At 66.7% G+C, this 14,011-nt stretch carries 14 protein-coding genes; 6 read left to right on the forward strand and 8 right to left on the reverse strand.

Features of this window, described 5'->3' with window-relative positions:
* Positions 1-14: 14 nt before the first annotated feature.
* From OKA11_RS08300 to OKA11_RS08310, 3 genes are all read right to left on the reverse strand, one after another.
* Positions 15-1,163, reverse strand: coding sequence for a M14 family metallopeptidase (locus tag OKA11_RS08300; protein WP_267219763.1), 1,149 nt, complete (start codon positions 1,161-1,163; stop codon positions 15-17).
* A complete protein-coding gene (locus OKA11_RS08305; RefSeq protein WP_267219764.1) occupies positions 1,160-1,819 on the reverse strand; it encodes a DUF4136 domain-containing protein in 660 nt (219 codons plus the stop codon). Before OKA11_RS08305 ends, OKA11_RS08300 begins: the two co-directional genes overlap by 4 nt.
* 69 nt (positions 1,820-1,888) lie before the next feature.
* Positions 1,889-2,629 carry a DUF4136 domain-containing protein gene (locus OKA11_RS08310; protein WP_267219765.1) on the reverse strand — a complete coding sequence of 247 codons (741 nt, stop codon included), beginning with the start codon at positions 2,627-2,629 and terminating at the stop codon, positions 1,889-1,891.
* Positions 2,630-2,891: 262 nt separating this feature from the next.
* Here OKA11_RS08310 and ykgO point away from each other — a divergent pair, with 262 nt between their 5' ends.
* The 6 genes from ykgO to OKA11_RS08340 all read left to right on the forward strand — a co-directional run bounded on the left by ykgO (position 2,892) and on the right by OKA11_RS08340 (position 7,979).
* Positions 2,892-3,017, forward strand: a complete 126-nt coding sequence (ykgO, locus tag OKA11_RS08315; RefSeq protein ID WP_029724010.1) for a type B 50S ribosomal protein L36 — start codon at positions 2,892-2,894, stop codon at positions 3,015-3,017.
* Between the two features lie 109 nt (positions 3,018-3,126).
* The gene (locus tag OKA11_RS08320; protein WP_267219766.1) at positions 3,127-3,747 is read left to right on the forward strand and encodes an HAD family hydrolase; all 621 of its coding nucleotides are present in this window, start codon (positions 3,127-3,129) and stop codon (positions 3,745-3,747) included.
* A gap of 140 nt (positions 3,748-3,887) precedes the next feature.
* The gene (locus tag OKA11_RS08325) at positions 3,888-5,324 is read left to right on the forward strand and encodes a circularly permuted type 2 ATP-grasp protein (protein WP_142635553.1); all 1,437 of its coding nucleotides are present in this window, start codon (positions 3,888-3,890) and stop codon (positions 5,322-5,324) included.
* Positions 5,324-6,271: an alpha-E domain-containing protein gene (locus tag OKA11_RS08330; RefSeq protein ID WP_267219767.1), complete on the forward strand. Its 948-nt coding sequence runs from the start codon at positions 5,324-5,326 to the stop codon at positions 6,269-6,271. The genes OKA11_RS08325 and OKA11_RS08330 overlap by 1 nt, the downstream gene beginning before the upstream one ends.
* Positions 6,272-6,283: 12 nt before the next feature.
* Complete coding sequence (locus tag OKA11_RS08335; RefSeq protein ID WP_267219768.1) at positions 6,284-7,147, forward strand: transglutaminase family protein; 864 nt, start codon at positions 6,284-6,286, stop codon at positions 7,145-7,147.
* A 58-nt stretch (positions 7,148-7,205) separates the two neighbouring features.
* Positions 7,206-7,979, forward strand: coding sequence for a proteasome-type protease (locus OKA11_RS08340; RefSeq protein ID WP_267219769.1), 774 nt, complete (start codon positions 7,206-7,208; stop codon positions 7,977-7,979).
* Positions 7,980-8,077: 98 nt separating this feature from the next.
* Here OKA11_RS08340 and OKA11_RS08345 read toward each other — a convergent pair whose 3' ends face one another.
* From OKA11_RS08345 to OKA11_RS08365, 5 genes are read right to left on the reverse strand one after another with little or no spacing between them, the layout of a single operon-like run.
* Positions 8,078-8,482, reverse strand: coding sequence for a reverse transcriptase-like protein (locus OKA11_RS08345; protein ID WP_267219770.1), 405 nt, complete (start codon positions 8,480-8,482; stop codon positions 8,078-8,080).
* Between the two features lie 14 nt (positions 8,483-8,496).
* The gene (locus OKA11_RS08350) at positions 8,497-9,891 is read right to left on the reverse strand and encodes a mannitol dehydrogenase family protein (protein ID WP_267219771.1); all 1,395 of its coding nucleotides are present in this window, start codon (positions 9,889-9,891) and stop codon (positions 8,497-8,499) included.
* The gene (uxaC, locus tag OKA11_RS08355) at positions 9,888-11,318 is read right to left on the reverse strand and encodes a glucuronate isomerase (RefSeq protein WP_267219772.1); all 1,431 of its coding nucleotides are present in this window, start codon (positions 11,316-11,318) and stop codon (positions 9,888-9,890) included. Before uxaC ends, OKA11_RS08350 begins: the two co-directional genes overlap by 4 nt.
* Positions 11,318-12,970, reverse strand: a complete 1,653-nt coding sequence (locus tag OKA11_RS08360) for a family 43 glycosylhydrolase (protein WP_267219988.1) — start codon at positions 12,968-12,970, stop codon at positions 11,318-11,320. The genes uxaC and OKA11_RS08360 overlap by 1 nt, the downstream gene beginning before the upstream one ends.
* An 18-nt stretch (positions 12,971-12,988) precedes the next feature.
* On the reverse strand, positions 12,989-13,990 hold the full coding sequence (locus tag OKA11_RS08365; protein ID WP_267219773.1) for an alpha/beta hydrolase: 1,002 nt from the start codon (positions 13,988-13,990) through the stop codon (positions 12,989-12,991).
* Between the last annotated feature and the right edge of the window lie 21 nt (positions 13,991-14,011).

The following is a 14,011-nucleotide window of genomic DNA, read 5'->3' on the forward strand; positions in this document are numbered from 1 at the left end:
CGGAAGGCTTGAACTTACCCGGCTTCGCGCTCCACCAGCCATTCGAGCAGGGCGCCCATGCAGTCACGGCCGAGCTGGGCGGAGCGTTCCGGGCTCCATGCCTGTGCCGGATCGGCGGCATCGTCGTGGTCCTTGAACGGCATTTCCAGCGTCATCGACACCGCGCCGAAGCGTTCGGCGACATGGTTGGTCGACATCGTCAGGTTGGCGCGGCCCGGCGCGGAGACGGCATAGCCGAGCTTGCGCTGGAAATCAGGGGTGCGGCGGTCGAGGATCTCGCTGAAACGGTCGTAACCCGCCTGCTGCTCGGCCTTGATCGAGGGGATGCCCTGGAAGCCGGCCATGAACACGGCCGGGATCGCCTCGTCGCCGTGGACGTCCATGGCGAAGTCGACGCCGGTCCCGTCCATGGCATTGCGCACGGCCAGCACTTCGGGTGACTTTTCCGCCGTCGGCGTGGCCCATTCGCGGTTGAGGTTCACGCCCACCGCATTGGTGCGCAAGTGGCCGCGCGCCGAACCGTCCGGGTTCATGTTGGGCACGACGTGGAAGCGGCAGCGCTTGCGCAGTTCACGGCCCACCGAATCGGCGGGATCGGCCAGCACGTCCAGCGCGCCTTCCATCCACCATTCGGCCATCGATTCGCCCGGATGCTGGCGGGCGTAGAGCCAGACCTGCTTCTCGCCCTCGCCCATCTCGACGCAGTCAAGCGGCTGGCCGTCGAGCGTGTGGCCGAGGCAGCGGTAGGTCACGCCCTCGGTGGTGGCGAGGTCGGCGATCAGGTCGTGGTGGCGCTCCATCGAGTAGGGCGCGAAATAGGCGAACCAGGCAAGGTCCGTTTCCGGCACGTAGCGGATGGTCAGGGTGCCGTTGTCCTCACCCGCGTCGAAGGTGCTGGCAGCGAGCGCCCAGTACTGGCGGTCTTCCGAGACGCGGGCGTTGTAGTTCGGCCAGCCGCCCGGATAGGCCGAGCCGTTGAGCCCGGTGATCTTGAGGACAAGTTCCTCTCCGGCGATGTCCGTGCCGCTGACGCGGAAGTGGAACCACTGGAAGAACTCGGAATCCTTGTCGTGCCGGATCGCGAGGCGGGCGGTGGTGCCGTCGGTGGAGAGGACTTCGATGTTGCCGGAATCGAAAGCGGAGGAGATGTGGAGGGTGGTCATTTGACCAGGATAGTTTCGCCCGACTTGCCCGGAAAGCCCTTGAACAGCGCTTCGGCCATTTTTGCAGAGCCGAGCGAGGTCTGCGCCATCGGCGACTTGGCGCTGACGGTGAAGCTGGCGCGGCCTTCCCACAAGGTGCGCCCGCCGGTTCGGTCGCGAATCATCACCTGCATGCGGGTGTCGACCTGGTCGGCGGGCTTGCCGGAAAGGTCGATGCCGATCCCCAGGCCGACGCCCGAGCCGTAGTTGCCGGCATTGCCGCCGACCCCGACCGAGACCGGCCCGCGCTGCGATGCCGGCTTGAGGGTGCGCCGTTCGATCGTGACCACGGCGACTTGCGCGTTGGCAACCTGTTCGCCGGGCAGGGGCTGGCGGTAGCCGATCCTCGCCAGTTCCTGGCCCACCGCCGCCGCATAGGCGCGGAATTCGAGGCTGCTCTCGTCCTGCCCGGGCCCGGCTTCGATGCGGATCACGCCCTGGCCGAGCGCGGGGCCGTCGGGCAGGCTGAAGCGGGTGACTTCCACCGGTCCCACCGGCGCGACGCAGCCGCCGAGCGCGGTAAGGGCCAGAAGCGGGGCCAGCAGCGGGGCCAATCGCGGGGCGGCGAGACGGCGCCGATGGGAAGGGGAGGCCGAAGGATGGATGGCCGTGGTCATGAAACGCTCTCCGCTGGGCAAGTGCCTAGACGATAACCCTATTTATACTGCGGAGCCATGGCCATCCGATCATGCGCCGATCGGGTCGGCCTTGGGGAAGCCGTCGAAGAGCGCGGTCGCCAGCTTGCCGGCGATGCGGTCGTCCGGCCAGTCGTTGTCGCCTTCGCGGGTGGCGATCGTGGCATAGCCTTCCCACAGCACCTTGCCGCTCGCCTTGTCGACGATACGGGTGTCGAGCCGGGTGCTGACGAGGGCGCTGCGCGGCTTGGTGAGGTCGACGTTCACGGCCAGACCATAGGCCGAGCCTTGGTTGCTCACGCCCATGGCGGCAGAACCGCTGACGGGGCTGCGCTTTTCCTCGGCCGGGGAGAGGACCTGGCGGGAGATCTTGAGCTCGACGTCCTGCCCGCCATTGTCGGGCTTGCTCTGGGTGTCGTAGCCGGCACCGACGAGGGCGTCGATGATCGCGGCCTCGTAGCGGGCGCGTTCAGGGCCGGAGATCCACGCGCCGTCGCCCGATTCGGACGTAACGGTCACGGTGCCGTGGCCCAGTTCGGCGACTTCGGGGCCCTGGGCTGCGAATCGGCTCACTTCGACTCGGCCTTCGCGCGGGTCCTTGCTGCTGCGATAGGGCGAGGAGGCCGGGCCGCCCATCAGCGGGTCGTTCCAGCCGCCACCCCAGCCCGAACCGTAGCCGCCGCCCCAGCGCGAGCCCCAGCCGGGCTGGGCCTGAACGGCGGAAGCGACAAGCGTGAGGGCGAGGCCGGAGGCGAGACCAGTGGCGAGAATCGCGGCTTTGAGCGTGTTCATCGGTGTTCTTGTGTCCGAAAGAATCGGTTGGGTCGCACCCTGCGATGGTTTATCGGGGCCTGGCGATTGCCCCATGATGAACGGGGCGATACTACAGACAGAGTACGAAAAACCGGGCAAGATCAGGGCGCGTTCGAGCACAAGGCATGGGCTCTCGCGCTTGACTTTGCAAGCCACTGCCACTAACGGCGCCACTTCAAATTTCTGGCGGCGGCCCAGTTGCTGTTGGAACAACCGCCGAACCACCAAGACGAGACGAACCATGAAGATTGTGAACAGCCTGAAGTCGCTCAAGGGTCGCCACCGGGACAACCGCGTGATCCGTCGTCGCGGCCGCACTTACGTGATCAACAAGACCAACCGTCGCTTCAAGGCTCGCCAGGGCTGATTCGTCTTGCCCGTCCCCGCCTCGGCGGGGCATCGGGCAAGCCGTCATCGCGACGACATTGGACCCCCGCCTCAGGCGGGGGTCTTGTCATGTCCGGAGCACGCGTGAAATGCACAATCCCGATCCCGTCCAGGCCGTCGTTTTTGATGTCGGGCGCGTGCTCGTCCAGTGGGACATGCGCGGCCTGTTCGCGCGGCTGATCGACGATCCCGGCAAGCTCGACTGGTTCTGCACGCACGTGGTCACCGAGGAATGGCATTTCGAGCATGATGCCGGGCGCGATCTCGACGAGATGGTCGCCGCGCGCAAGGCCGAGTTTCCCGGCAACGACGACCTGATCGACGCCTATGCCACGCGTTTCCTAGAGACGATCCCGGGCCCGGTTCCCGGCAGCCACGAGATCGTGCGCGAACTCGCCGCGCGCGCCGTTCCGCTCTATGCCATCACCAATTTCGCCAGCACCTTCTGGCGCGAATTCCGGGCCAGCGAGCCGCTGTTCGACCTGTTCGGCGATGTTGTCGTCTCGGGCGACGAGAAGCTCGTGAAGCCGCACCGCGCGATCTACGACCTCGCTGCCCGCCGGTTTGGCCATGCGCCCGAATCGATGCTGTTCATCGACGACAATCCCGACAATATCGCCGGTGCCGCCGCACTCGGCTGGCAGGTCCACCATTTCCGCGACGCCGAAACCCTGCGGGCCGACCTGACCGGGCGCGGCTTGCTTGGGTGAAGTTGCTTGCGGCGGAATGATATCGTTTGAATAGTTCTCCGTAGCCCCCGGCAGGGTAAATATTTTTCTTTCGCAGTTGCAGCGTAACCGCTTGGCAAGTGCGAATCCTTGTTGCATCACATGGTCAACAGGGAGTCACAATGTCGGCTGCGGGCAAAACCAACTTCGACGAAATGCTTGAAACGGACGGGTCTGTCAGACCCGCCTATGCCGATCTCAGCCAGTGGTATGAATCGCAGGACAAGACCTGGTTCAATCGCCAGCAGGCCGAGGCGGAGCGGTTCTTTCGCCGCATCGGCATCACCTTCAATGTCTATGGCGACGAAGCGGCCGAAGAACGGCTGATCCCCTTCGACCTCATCCCCCGCATCATCACCGCCCGCGAATGGCGCAAGCTGACGCGCGGGATCGAGCAGCGGGTGCGGGCGCTCAATGCCTTCCTGCAGGATCTCTATCACCGCCAGGAAATCGTCCGTTCGGGCCGGCTGCCGATCAGCGCCCTGCGCGACAATGTCGCCTACCTGCCGCAGATGATCGGCATGACCCCGCCCGGCGGCGTCTATACCCACATCGTCGGCATCGACCTCGTGCGCACCGGTCCCGACGAATTCATGGTGCTGGAGGACAATGCCCGCACGCCTTCGGGTGTCTCCTACATGCTGGAGAACCGCGAGACGATGATGGCGATGTTCCCGGAACTGTTCACCAAGGTTCCGGTGCGCCCCGTTTCCGACTATCCGCGCCGCCTTGCCCGCAGCTTGCGCGCCTGCGCGCCGCCGGCCTTCAAGGGATCGGGGCGGCCCACCGTGGCGGTGCTGACGCCGGGTATCTACAATTCGGCCTATTTCGAACATGCCTTCCTGGCCGACCAGATGGGGGCGGAACTGGTCGAGGGCAGCGACCTGCGGGTGGTGGACGGGCGCGTCGCCATGCGCACGACCACCGGCTACAAGGCGATCGACGTGATCTACCGCCGGGTGGACGACGATTATCTCGATCCGCTGAGCTTCCAGCCCGATTCGGTGCTGGGCGTCGCCGGGATCATGGACGTCTACCGGTCGGGGGGCATCACCATCGCCAATGCCCCGGGCACCGGCATCGCCGACGACAAGGCGATCTACAGCTACATGCCCGAGATCGTCGAGTTCTACACCGGCGAGAAGCCGATCCTGCCCAATGTCCCGACCTGGCGCTGTTCGGAACCCGATGCCCTGGCCTATGTGCTCGACAACCTGTCCGACCTTGTCGTCAAGGAAGTGCACGGCTCGGGCGGCTACGGCATGCTGATCGGGCCGACCTCCTCGAAGAAGGAACTGGCCGCCTTCGAGGCCAAGCTGCGGGCCAAGCCGCATAACTACATCGCGCAGCCCACGCTGTCACTTTCCACCGTGCCGATCTTCACCAAGGCCGGCCTTTCGCCGCGCCATGTGGACCTGCGGCCCTATGTGCTGGTCTCGCCCGACGGGATCGACATCACGCCGGGCGGGCTTACCCGCGTGGCGCTCAAGAAGGGCTCGCTGGTGGTCAATTCGTCGCAGGGCGGCGGCACCAAGGATACCTGGGTACTGGACGAATAATGCTCGGACGTGCTGCCAACGGCGTTTACTGGATGAGCCGCTACCTTGAGCGGGCGGAGAATACCGCGCGGCTGATCGACGTGGGGTTCCACCTCGCGCTCACCCGCAGCGACAAGCATGCGCAGGACGAGGAGTGGAAGTCGGTCCTCACCACCACCGGGCAGGTGGACGACTATGCCGCGCGCCATACCGACTTCGGCGGGCCGCAGGTGTTCAATTACCTGCTGCGCGACAAGGATAACCCGGCCTCGGTGCTGCGCATGATGGAGAATGCGCGCACCAACGCCCGCATGGTGCGCACCAGCCTCACCAATTCGGTGTGGGAGGCCACCAACGAAGGCTGGATGAACCTTTCCGAGCTGCTCGCGCGGCCGGTGCGCGAGGCCAACCTCGGCGAAGTGCTCACCGCGATCCGCCGCCAGGGCACGCTGGTGCGCGGCGCGCTGGAAGGCACGATGCTGCGCAACGAGGTGTTCAACTTTGCGCGCATCGGCACGTTCATCGAGCGGGCCGACAGCACCGCGCGCATTCTGGACGTGAAGTATTACGTGCTGCTGCCCTCGGTGGCCTGGGTGGGGTCCAGTCTCGACAACGTGCAATGGGATACCCTGCTGCGCTCGGTGGCGGGCAACCGTGCCTATTCCTGGCTCAATGCCGGGGCGATGGACCCGCGCGGGATCGCCCGTTTCCTCATCCTCGATGGCCAGTTCCCGCGCAGCCTGGTGTTTTGCTACGAGAAGCTGCGCAGCAATCTCGGCGGGCTGGCCAAGGAGTACGGCGAGGAAACGTCGGCGCATGCGATCATGCGCGACACCGGCGAGATGCTCCAGCGCACCACGATCGAGGGCATCTTCGAGACCGGCCTGCACGAATTCCTCCAGGACTTCATCGGCCGCACCAGCCAGCTCGGCAACGCCATCGCCGCCGATTACCGCTTCATCGAGTAGAAGGGACAGCCCATGCTGCTGACCGTGACCCACACCACCCGCTACACCTTCGACAGCCCGGTCATGCACGGTCTTCAGCGGCTGAAACTCCGGCCCAAGACCACGCATGGGCAGGAAGTGGTCGACTGGGCGATGGAGCTGACCGGCGCCACGGCCGAGAGCGACTACGACGACCATCATGACAGCCACACCACGCTGATCGCGATCGAACCGGGGGCGCAGGAGGTTGTCGTGACCTGCCGGGGCACCGTGCGTACGGTCGACAACAACGGCATTACCGGCCAGCACAGCGGGCTGATGCCGCTCTGGATGTTCCTGCGCCCGACCCCGCTGACCCGGGCCGGGGCGCGGGTGCGGGCGCTGGTCGAGGCGGTGGACGCGGACCCGCGCGATCCGCTCGAATTCCTCCACGCGCTCAGCGCCAAGGTCGCGGAGCGGGTCGAATACGTGCCCGGTTCCACCGATACGAAAACCACGGCGGAAGAGGCGCTCGCGGCCGGGCGGGGGGTATGCCAGGACCATGCCCATGTCCTCATCGCGGCTGGGCGGCTGCTCGAGATTCCGATGCGCTACGTCGGCGGCTATCTCAAGATGAACGACCGGGTGGAGCAGGACGCCGGGCACGGCTGGGCCGAGGCGCATATTGCGGGGCTGGGCTGGGTCGGATTCGACGTGTCCAATGCCATGTGCCCCGATGAACGGTATATTCGCGTGGCCACCGGTTGCGATTATAGTGAGGCGGCTCCGGTAACCGGGATTGCGACGGGAGGCGGGGATAGCCGTCTCGAAGTGCGTTTGTCGGTGGGCGAGAAGATGCTAGGCCAGCAGCAACAGCAGCAGTCCTCCCATGGCGGACAGCAGCAGCAAAGCGGCTGAAGCCGGGATCCCCGCGCAGGACAGGCGGGGAAGCGAAATGATCGGGGCTTAGAATTCCATGACCTATTGCGTGGGCATGATGCTGGACCGCGGGCTCGTGCTGATGAGCGACACCCGCACCAATTCCGGGGTCGACAACATCTCGACCTTCCGGAAGATGTACCATTGGCAGGTCCCCGGTGAACGGGTGATCGCGGTGATGACGGCGGGCAATCTGGCCACCACCCAGGCCGTCGTCAGCCAGCTCGAAGAACGCAACAAGGCCCCGGCCGAGCGGCACAATTCGCTGCTCGAAGCGCCGACGATGTTCCAGGTGGCGACGATCGTCGGCAACCTGCTCCAGGACGTGATTGAGGAACGCGCGGCCGACAATGGCCAGACCGCGGCGGCGGGCACCTTCAGCGCGACGATGATCGTGGCGGGCCAGATCAAGGGCATGGAGCCGCGCCTGTTCCTGATCTACCCGGAAGGCAACTTCATCGAGGCCAGCTTCGATACGCCGTTCTTCCAGATCGGCGAGACCAAGTACGGGCGCCCGATCCTGATTCGCGGCTATGAGCGCGACATGAGTTTCGAGGCGGCGGTGAAGCTGATGTGCGTCTCGTTCGATTCGACGCTCAAGGCCAATCTCTCGGTCGGCATGCCGCTCGACCTGCTGGTGCTGGAAACCGACGGCTTCACCCCGCTGCACGAGCGGCGGATCGAGGCCAGCGATCCTTATTTCCAGTCGATCTCGACCAGTTGGGGCGAGGCGCTGCGGCAGGCGCTGGAAGGGTTGCCGGACTATACGCTGGACGCAGCCGCGGGCGGCCGGCTCAAAGGCACCGCGTGACGTAAGCGCCTATGGGCATGCCGCGCTGTCAGCGCGGCCCAACGGAGATGCCGCGCTGCCAGCGCGGTTTAATGGGGATAGCGCGCCGCCAGCGCGGTTTAGCGGGGATGCCGCGCCGCCAGCGCGATTCCGGCGAGGTTCTGCTCGCGCTTGATCCAGCGGATCCGTGCGGGGCGCACGTCGCGGGCCAGCGCGATGACGCGGGAGAGATGGCCGCCGTCCTGGAGACGATCCGCGGCCTCATCCGGACGGGCGAGGGCCTGACTGGCCTGGCCGGTGATCTCCCGGGCATCGCCGATGAATTCGGCCCCGATCAGGCCCTGCGCCTGTGCCAGTTCCAGGGCGCGGATCAGCGCCAGCCATTCGGCATCGCGGTTGGTGCCATGGCCGAGATCGTCCTCGAAATGGACGGTGCCGCGCACCACCACGGCCACCTCGATGCGGCCGGGATTGGGGCGGCAACCACCGTCGAAGAACAGTTTGACGCGGCGGCGCACGACCATCCGGAGGCCTCAGGTCAGGCGGTCGCGCGGGCCAGTCGCTGGGCCAGCGCCGCAAAGTCGGCCTCGCTCGCCTGCCAGGTCTTGGCGAACAGCCCTTGCGCGCCGAACAGCGCCCGCGGGGTGCCGTCCACGCCCTCATCGCGCCAGATGTCGGCAAGGCGCGCGGCCATCGGATCGTCGACCGGCCCCCACTTGGCGGCATTGTCGCCGCGCACGTGGCGCAGCCAGGCGGCCAGCGCGGTGAGGATCGCCGGGCACTGCAGGCCCTTTTCCTGATTGGCGGCGAGCGTTTCCAGCCAGCGCTGGGGAATCTTCTGGCTGCCGTCCATCGCGATCTGGATCAGCCGGTGCTGCAGCGCGGGATTGGCGAAGCGGGCCAGCAGCGCGTCGGCATAGGCCTGAAGGTCCTGCCCCGGCGCGGCCTTGATGGTCGGCTGGGCTTCCTCGTGCATCAGCCGCTCGATCAGCGGGCGGATCGCCGGATCGCCCACCGCCTGATGGACGAAGGCATGCCCGTGTTCGAGGCCGAGATAGGCCAGCGCCGAATGCGCGCCGTTGAGCATGCGCAGCTTCGCCGCCTCGTAAGGCGCGACATCGCCGACCAGTTCGGCGCCGACATTCTCCCACTGCGGGCGAGGGCCGGCGAACTTGTCCTCGATCACCCACTGGCTGAACGGTTCGGTCATCACCGCGCCGTCGTCGTCCAGCCGGGCGAGCGTTGCCACCATCTTGCGGTCGGCGGCGGTGGTGGCGGGCACGATGCGGTCGATCATCGCGCAGGGGAACGTGCATTCCGCCGCCACCCAGGCGCCAAGCTCGGCATCCTTGAGCGCAAGGTATTCGCCCATCAGCCGCTCAAGCTGGCGGCCGTTGAGGGCAAGGTTGTCGCACGAGAGCAGCGTCAGGCCGGGCAGGCCCTGCTCGCGGCGGCGGCGCAGGCCATGTTCGAGGAAGGCGTAGATGCTGCCGTGATGCGCCAGGAACGGGTCGAGCGATCCGTCGGCGGCGCGGCAATAGCCCTTTTCGGTGACGGTGAAGGTCACGATCCGGGTTTCCGGCGCGGCGATCTGGGCGATCACCGCTTCGGGCTCCTCGCTGGCGACGATCACCCGCTGGACCGATCCGATCACGCGCATGCGGTTACGCTCGGCCGAGCATTCGGTGAGCGTGTAGAGCCCGTCCTGCGGATTGAGCTGGCGCGCGACATTGGCCGAACGCAGCGAAACGCCGATGATGCCCCAGTCGCGGTCGCCCCTGGCCATCGCCCGGTCGGTATACCAGGCCTGATGCGCGCGGTGGAACGCGCCGATGCCGAAGTGGACGATGCCCGCCGCCTGTGCGCTGCGGTCATAGCCCGGGCGGGCGACGGATTCGGGCAGGCGGGACAGCGTTTCGCTGGAGAGTCTCACAGACGATAGGCCTTCTTGACGAGATTGTAGGTCAGGTCACGCGCCAGGTCAGCGGCTTCCCAATCCTCGATACGATGCTCCATTACGAGTTCGGCAAGGAACCCGCAATCGATCCTGCGCGCGACATCGTGGCGGGCGGGGATCGACAGGAAGGCGCGGGTATCGTCGTTGAAGCCGACAGTATTGTAGAAACCGGCGGTTTCCGTGGTCATCCGGCGGAAGCGGCGCATGCCTTCGGGGCTATCGTGGAACCACCACGCCGGGCCCAGCTTCAGGCACGGATAGTGCCCGGCCAGCGGCGCCAGTTCGCGGGCGTACGTGCTCTCGTCCAGGGTGAAGAGGATCACCGAGAGGCCGGGCTCGTTGCCGTACTTGTCCAGCAAGGGCTTGAGATTGGCGACGTATTCGGTGCGCGAGGGGATGTCCGCGCCCTTGTCGCGCCCGAAGCGTTCGAACACGCGGGCGTTGTGGTTGCGGAAGGCACCGGGGTGGATCTGCATGACCAGCCCGTCGTCGAGGCTCATGCCCGCCATTTCGGTCAGCATCTGCGCGCGGAACAGTTCGGCGTCCTCGGCCGTGAAGCTGCCCTTGCTGACCTTGGTGAACAGGGCTTCGGCCTCGGCAGCGGAGAGGTCCGCCGTCCGGGGCGTCGGGTGGCCGTGGTCGGTGGAAGTGGCGCCCATTTGCGCGAAGAAGCGGCGGCGCTGGCGGTGCGCGGCGAGGTAGCCATGCCAGGTGAGGCAGTCCTCCCCGGTGACTTCCGAGAACGTCGCCAGATTTTCGCGGAAGCCCCCTTGGTCACTGACAAACTCCGGGTCCACGACGGGATCAGGCCGATAGGCGGTGATGACCTTGCCCTGCCAGCCGCCGGGGCGGGCGTTCTCCGCGCGGATCGCTGCGTGGTGTTCCAGCGTGTCGAGCGGGCTTTCGGTCGTCGCGATTGCCTCGATGCCATAGCGGTCGAACAGCGCGCGCGGGCGGAAGTCGTCAGTCGCCAGCTTCTCGGTGATGGTGTCGAAATAGAGGTCGCTGGTTTCGGCGTTTAATTGCACGCTGATGCCGAAGGCCTCGGCAAAGACCCAGTCCAGCCACATGCGCGACGGGGTGCCGCGGAACAGGAAGTAGTTTTCCGCAAGCAGTCGCCACGCCGCGCGGGGATCGGCGTTGCGGTTGCGCACGCCGAGGTCCTCCATCGCGATCCCTTGCGAATAGAGCATGCGGAACACGTAGTGGTCCGGCACCAGCAGCAGTTCGGTGGCATTGCCGAAAGTCTCGTTGCCGGCGAACCAGCCCGGATCGGTGTGGCCGTGCGGGCTGACGATCGGCAGGTCGGCGACGGAGCGATAGAGTTCGCGCGCCAGCGTGCGGGTGGCGGGATCGGCCGGGAGCAGGCGGTCGGGGTGCAGTTCAAGGGGGCGAATGGGCATCAGTCTTCCAGAGCGGTGAAACGGAAATCGCGGAAAATGGCTTCGCCTTCACCGGCAGCATATAGGCCGGGGCGCAGCATGAGGAACCCCCCACGGACATTGTGGTGGTATCCCGACACCTCCATGCCGCGATCAAATCGCTTCCACGTTTTTCCGCCGTCTGCAGAAGTGTGGTAGGAAACGATGTGGCGGCGGTTGGTGACGCGCATCTTCATGCGGCGGCCGAGCGGGTTGGCGGGGCGGCCGCGTTCCATGCCGTACTGGTGGGTGACGAAGCGGGTCTCGTCGAAGCCCAGCCCGGCGTAGAGCTTGTCGTCATAGAACAGCACGAGGCCGGCGGTGCCGCCGGGCGGAATCTCGATGTCGCATTCGAACCGGTAGCTGGTGTCGCCCGCAATCAGCAGCAGCGGCGATCCGCTCGACGGGGCGAGGCCTTTGCCCGTGAGATGCAGCGTGCCGTCTGCAACCCGCACGCGGCTGGCTTCGTCAGGGGCAGGGCGGAAGAACGACCACTTGGAGCCCATCGCCAGCGGTTTCGAGAAATCGTCCGACAGCGCCATGCCATGGGGCAGCGGTCTGGCGACTTTGGGCACGGGAAGCGGCTGCGAAAGATCGCCGCCGGTCATCTTGAACCAGCCGTCCGGCGTCCATTCGATCGTGTCGAGCAGGCATTGGCGGCCGAGTGTCCAAAAGCCGTTCTCGAACCCGTGGTAGAGCGTGTACCAGCGCTTGTCCGGCCCTTCGACCAGCGAGGCATGGCCGCGCGACCACCACGCTTCGGACTGGTTTTCGGTGCGCACCAGCGGGTTGCCGGGGTGCTGTTCCCATGGGCCGTGGATCGACCTTGCACGGGCGGCGATCACCATGTGGCCGGTGGGCGGGCCGGCGGTGCCGCCCACGGCAGTGAGCATGTAGAACCAGTCGCCGTGGCGGTGGATCTTGGGGCCTTCGGGCGAGAAACCCTCGACATCCCAATCGTCGGGATAGTGCCAGGGATCGTAGACATGCTCGACCTTGCCCGCCAGCGAGAGGCCGTCCTGGGAGAGCCTTACGCGGTCTCCGCCCGAAAGGAACAGCCAGCGCGAGCCGTCCTCGCCCACGGCGTGGCAGGGGTCGATATGGTCGTGCAGGCCGAGCGGCTTCGGATCGCTCCACGGGCCGTCGATGTGATCGGCCCAGATCACGTAGATCTCGTTGGGCTCGGCCTTGACCGGGATGTAGAGGAAATAGCGGCCCTTGTGCTTTTCGAGGCTCACCGCCCAGACCGAGCCGATGTTGCGGGTGAGCGCGGGCTTTCTCGGCTGCCAGTTCACCAGATCGCGGCTGTGCCAGATGGTGAGGCCGGGATAGGAATCGAAGCTGGAGAAAGTGAGGTAATAGTCCTCGCCGTCCTTGAGGATCGCCGGGTCGGGCCGGTCGCCGGAAAGCACGGGGTTGAGCATGAACCCGTTCCCGAGATCGGCAATGCGCTGGTTGTCGAAGCCGCGCCGCCAGCGGACGGGAGCCGGGGCGGGCGGAGGAGGAGAGTTGCCCGCCCCGGGCTCCCTTGCGGCAGCGGCTTCCCCCTGAAGCCCGCCTGCTGCAAGACCTGCGCCGCCGATCAGGGCGGCCTTTAGTGCTTCGCGCCTATCCATGGCTTTACCGTCGCCCATCGTCATCTCGTCGTTTCTCTATCCCAGCCCCTTGGTTCGCGCCCATGCGCGCCAGAGGTCGGGCCATGCCTCCACCGGCTTGCCGATGGCCTTGCGCAGGCCGAAACCGTGGCCGCCGTGTTCGAAGAAATGCGCTTCCACCGGGATACCGCGCGCCTTCAGCGCGGCGCGCAGGCGCACGGTGTTCTCCACCGGCACGGCGTCATCATCCTCGGCATGGAGCAGCCAGTGCGGCGGGGCATCGGCCGGGACGGTGCGCTCGGGCGAATAGGCCGCCTCCAGCGCGGGCGTCGGGGAGGCGCCAAGCAGCAGGCTGCGCGATCCGGCATGGGCGATCGCCGGGTCCATCGAGATCACCGGATAGATCGGCGCGGCGCAGAAGGGCCTGGCGGAAAGCCGGTCGGCCGGGTCCACCGGCGCATAGACCGCAGCGGCGAAGCGGGTGGAAAGACTGGCGCAGACGTGGCCGCCCGCCGAAAAGCCCATCGCGGCGACACGCTCGGGGTCGACCGCGAAGTCCCGCGCGCGGTGGCGGATCAGGCGCATGGCGCGCTGGGCATCGATCAGCGGGGTGTCGGGCCCGCTGGCCCAGCCTTCGCCGGGCAGGCGGTAGAACAGCACGAAGGCGGTAAAGCCGCGCGCGGTCAGCCAGCGCGCCATTTCGTAGCCTTCCTTGTCGACCACCACCCACTTGTAGCCGCCGCCGGGCGTTAGCAGCACGGCCGCGCCATTGGGACGGTCCGGGCGGAACACCGCCATGCGGGGGCGGGTAATGCCGTAGACGGCGCGGTCGGTGACGAGTTCGTCGGCGGAGCGTTCGTCCACCGTTTCGACCGGGGGCTTCACGGGCATGCCCGGTGCGTCCGTGGGCCAGAGGTCGATGGTCTCGGTGGGCTGGGGCAGGCCGGGCGCGCGGGGCTTGCCCGTGGCCACCGGCGGCGCTGTCTGCGCGGCGGCTTCCCCAGCGAGCAGGCCGGAAACGAGAGAGGCCGCCATGAACGATCGACGGTCGAAGGTCATGACGGCACTCTCCAGCAGTTC

The sequence above is a fragment of the Novosphingobium clariflavum genome, assembly GCF_026420865.1.
Classification (GTDB): domain Bacteria; phylum Pseudomonadota; class Alphaproteobacteria; order Sphingomonadales; family Sphingomonadaceae; genus Novosphingobium; species Novosphingobium clariflavum.

Bases quoted from the DNA above. Each gene is read 5' to 3' on its own strand.
- OKA11_RS08365 (WP_267219773.1), bottom strand. From the start codon at position 13,990: ATGACCTTCGACCGTCGATCGTTCATGGCGGCCTCTCTCGTTTCCGGC.
- uxaC (WP_267219772.1), bottom strand. From the start codon at position 11,318: ATGCCCATTCGCCCCCTTGAACTGCACCCCGACCGCCTGCTCCCGGCC.
- OKA11_RS08320 (WP_267219766.1), top strand. From the start codon at position 3,127: ATGCACAATCCCGATCCCGTCCAGGCCGTCGTTTTTGATGTCGGGCGC.
- OKA11_RS08340 (WP_267219769.1), top strand. From the start codon at position 7,206: ATGACCTATTGCGTGGGCATGATGCTGGACCGCGGGCTCGTGCTGATG.
- OKA11_RS08360 (WP_267219988.1), bottom strand. From the start codon at position 12,970: ATGGGCGACGGTAAAGCCATGGATAGGCGCGAAGCACTAAAGGCCGCC.
- OKA11_RS08310 (WP_267219765.1), bottom strand. From the start codon at position 2,629: ATGAACACGCTCAAAGCCGCGATTCTCGCCACTGGTCTCGCCTCCGGC.
- OKA11_RS08335 (WP_267219768.1), top strand. From the start codon at position 6,284: ATGCTGCTGACCGTGACCCACACCACCCGCTACACCTTCGACAGCCCG.
- OKA11_RS08345 (WP_267219770.1), bottom strand. From the start codon at position 8,482: ATGGTCGTGCGCCGCCGCGTCAAACTGTTCTTCGACGGTGGTTGCCGC.
- OKA11_RS08305 (WP_267219764.1), bottom strand. From the start codon at position 1,819: ATGACCACGGCCATCCATCCTTCGGCCTCCCCTTCCCATCGGCGCCGT.
- ykgO (WP_029724010.1), top strand. From the start codon at position 2,892: ATGAAGATTGTGAACAGCCTGAAGTCGCTCAAGGGTCGCCACCGGGAC.
- OKA11_RS08300 (WP_267219763.1), bottom strand. From the start codon at position 1,163: ATGACCACCCTCCACATCTCCTCCGCTTTCGATTCCGGCAACATCGAA.
- OKA11_RS08325 (WP_142635553.1), top strand. From the start codon at position 3,888: ATGTCGGCTGCGGGCAAAACCAACTTCGACGAAATGCTTGAAACGGAC.
- OKA11_RS08330 (WP_267219767.1), top strand. From the start codon at position 5,324: ATGCTCGGACGTGCTGCCAACGGCGTTTACTGGATGAGCCGCTACCTT.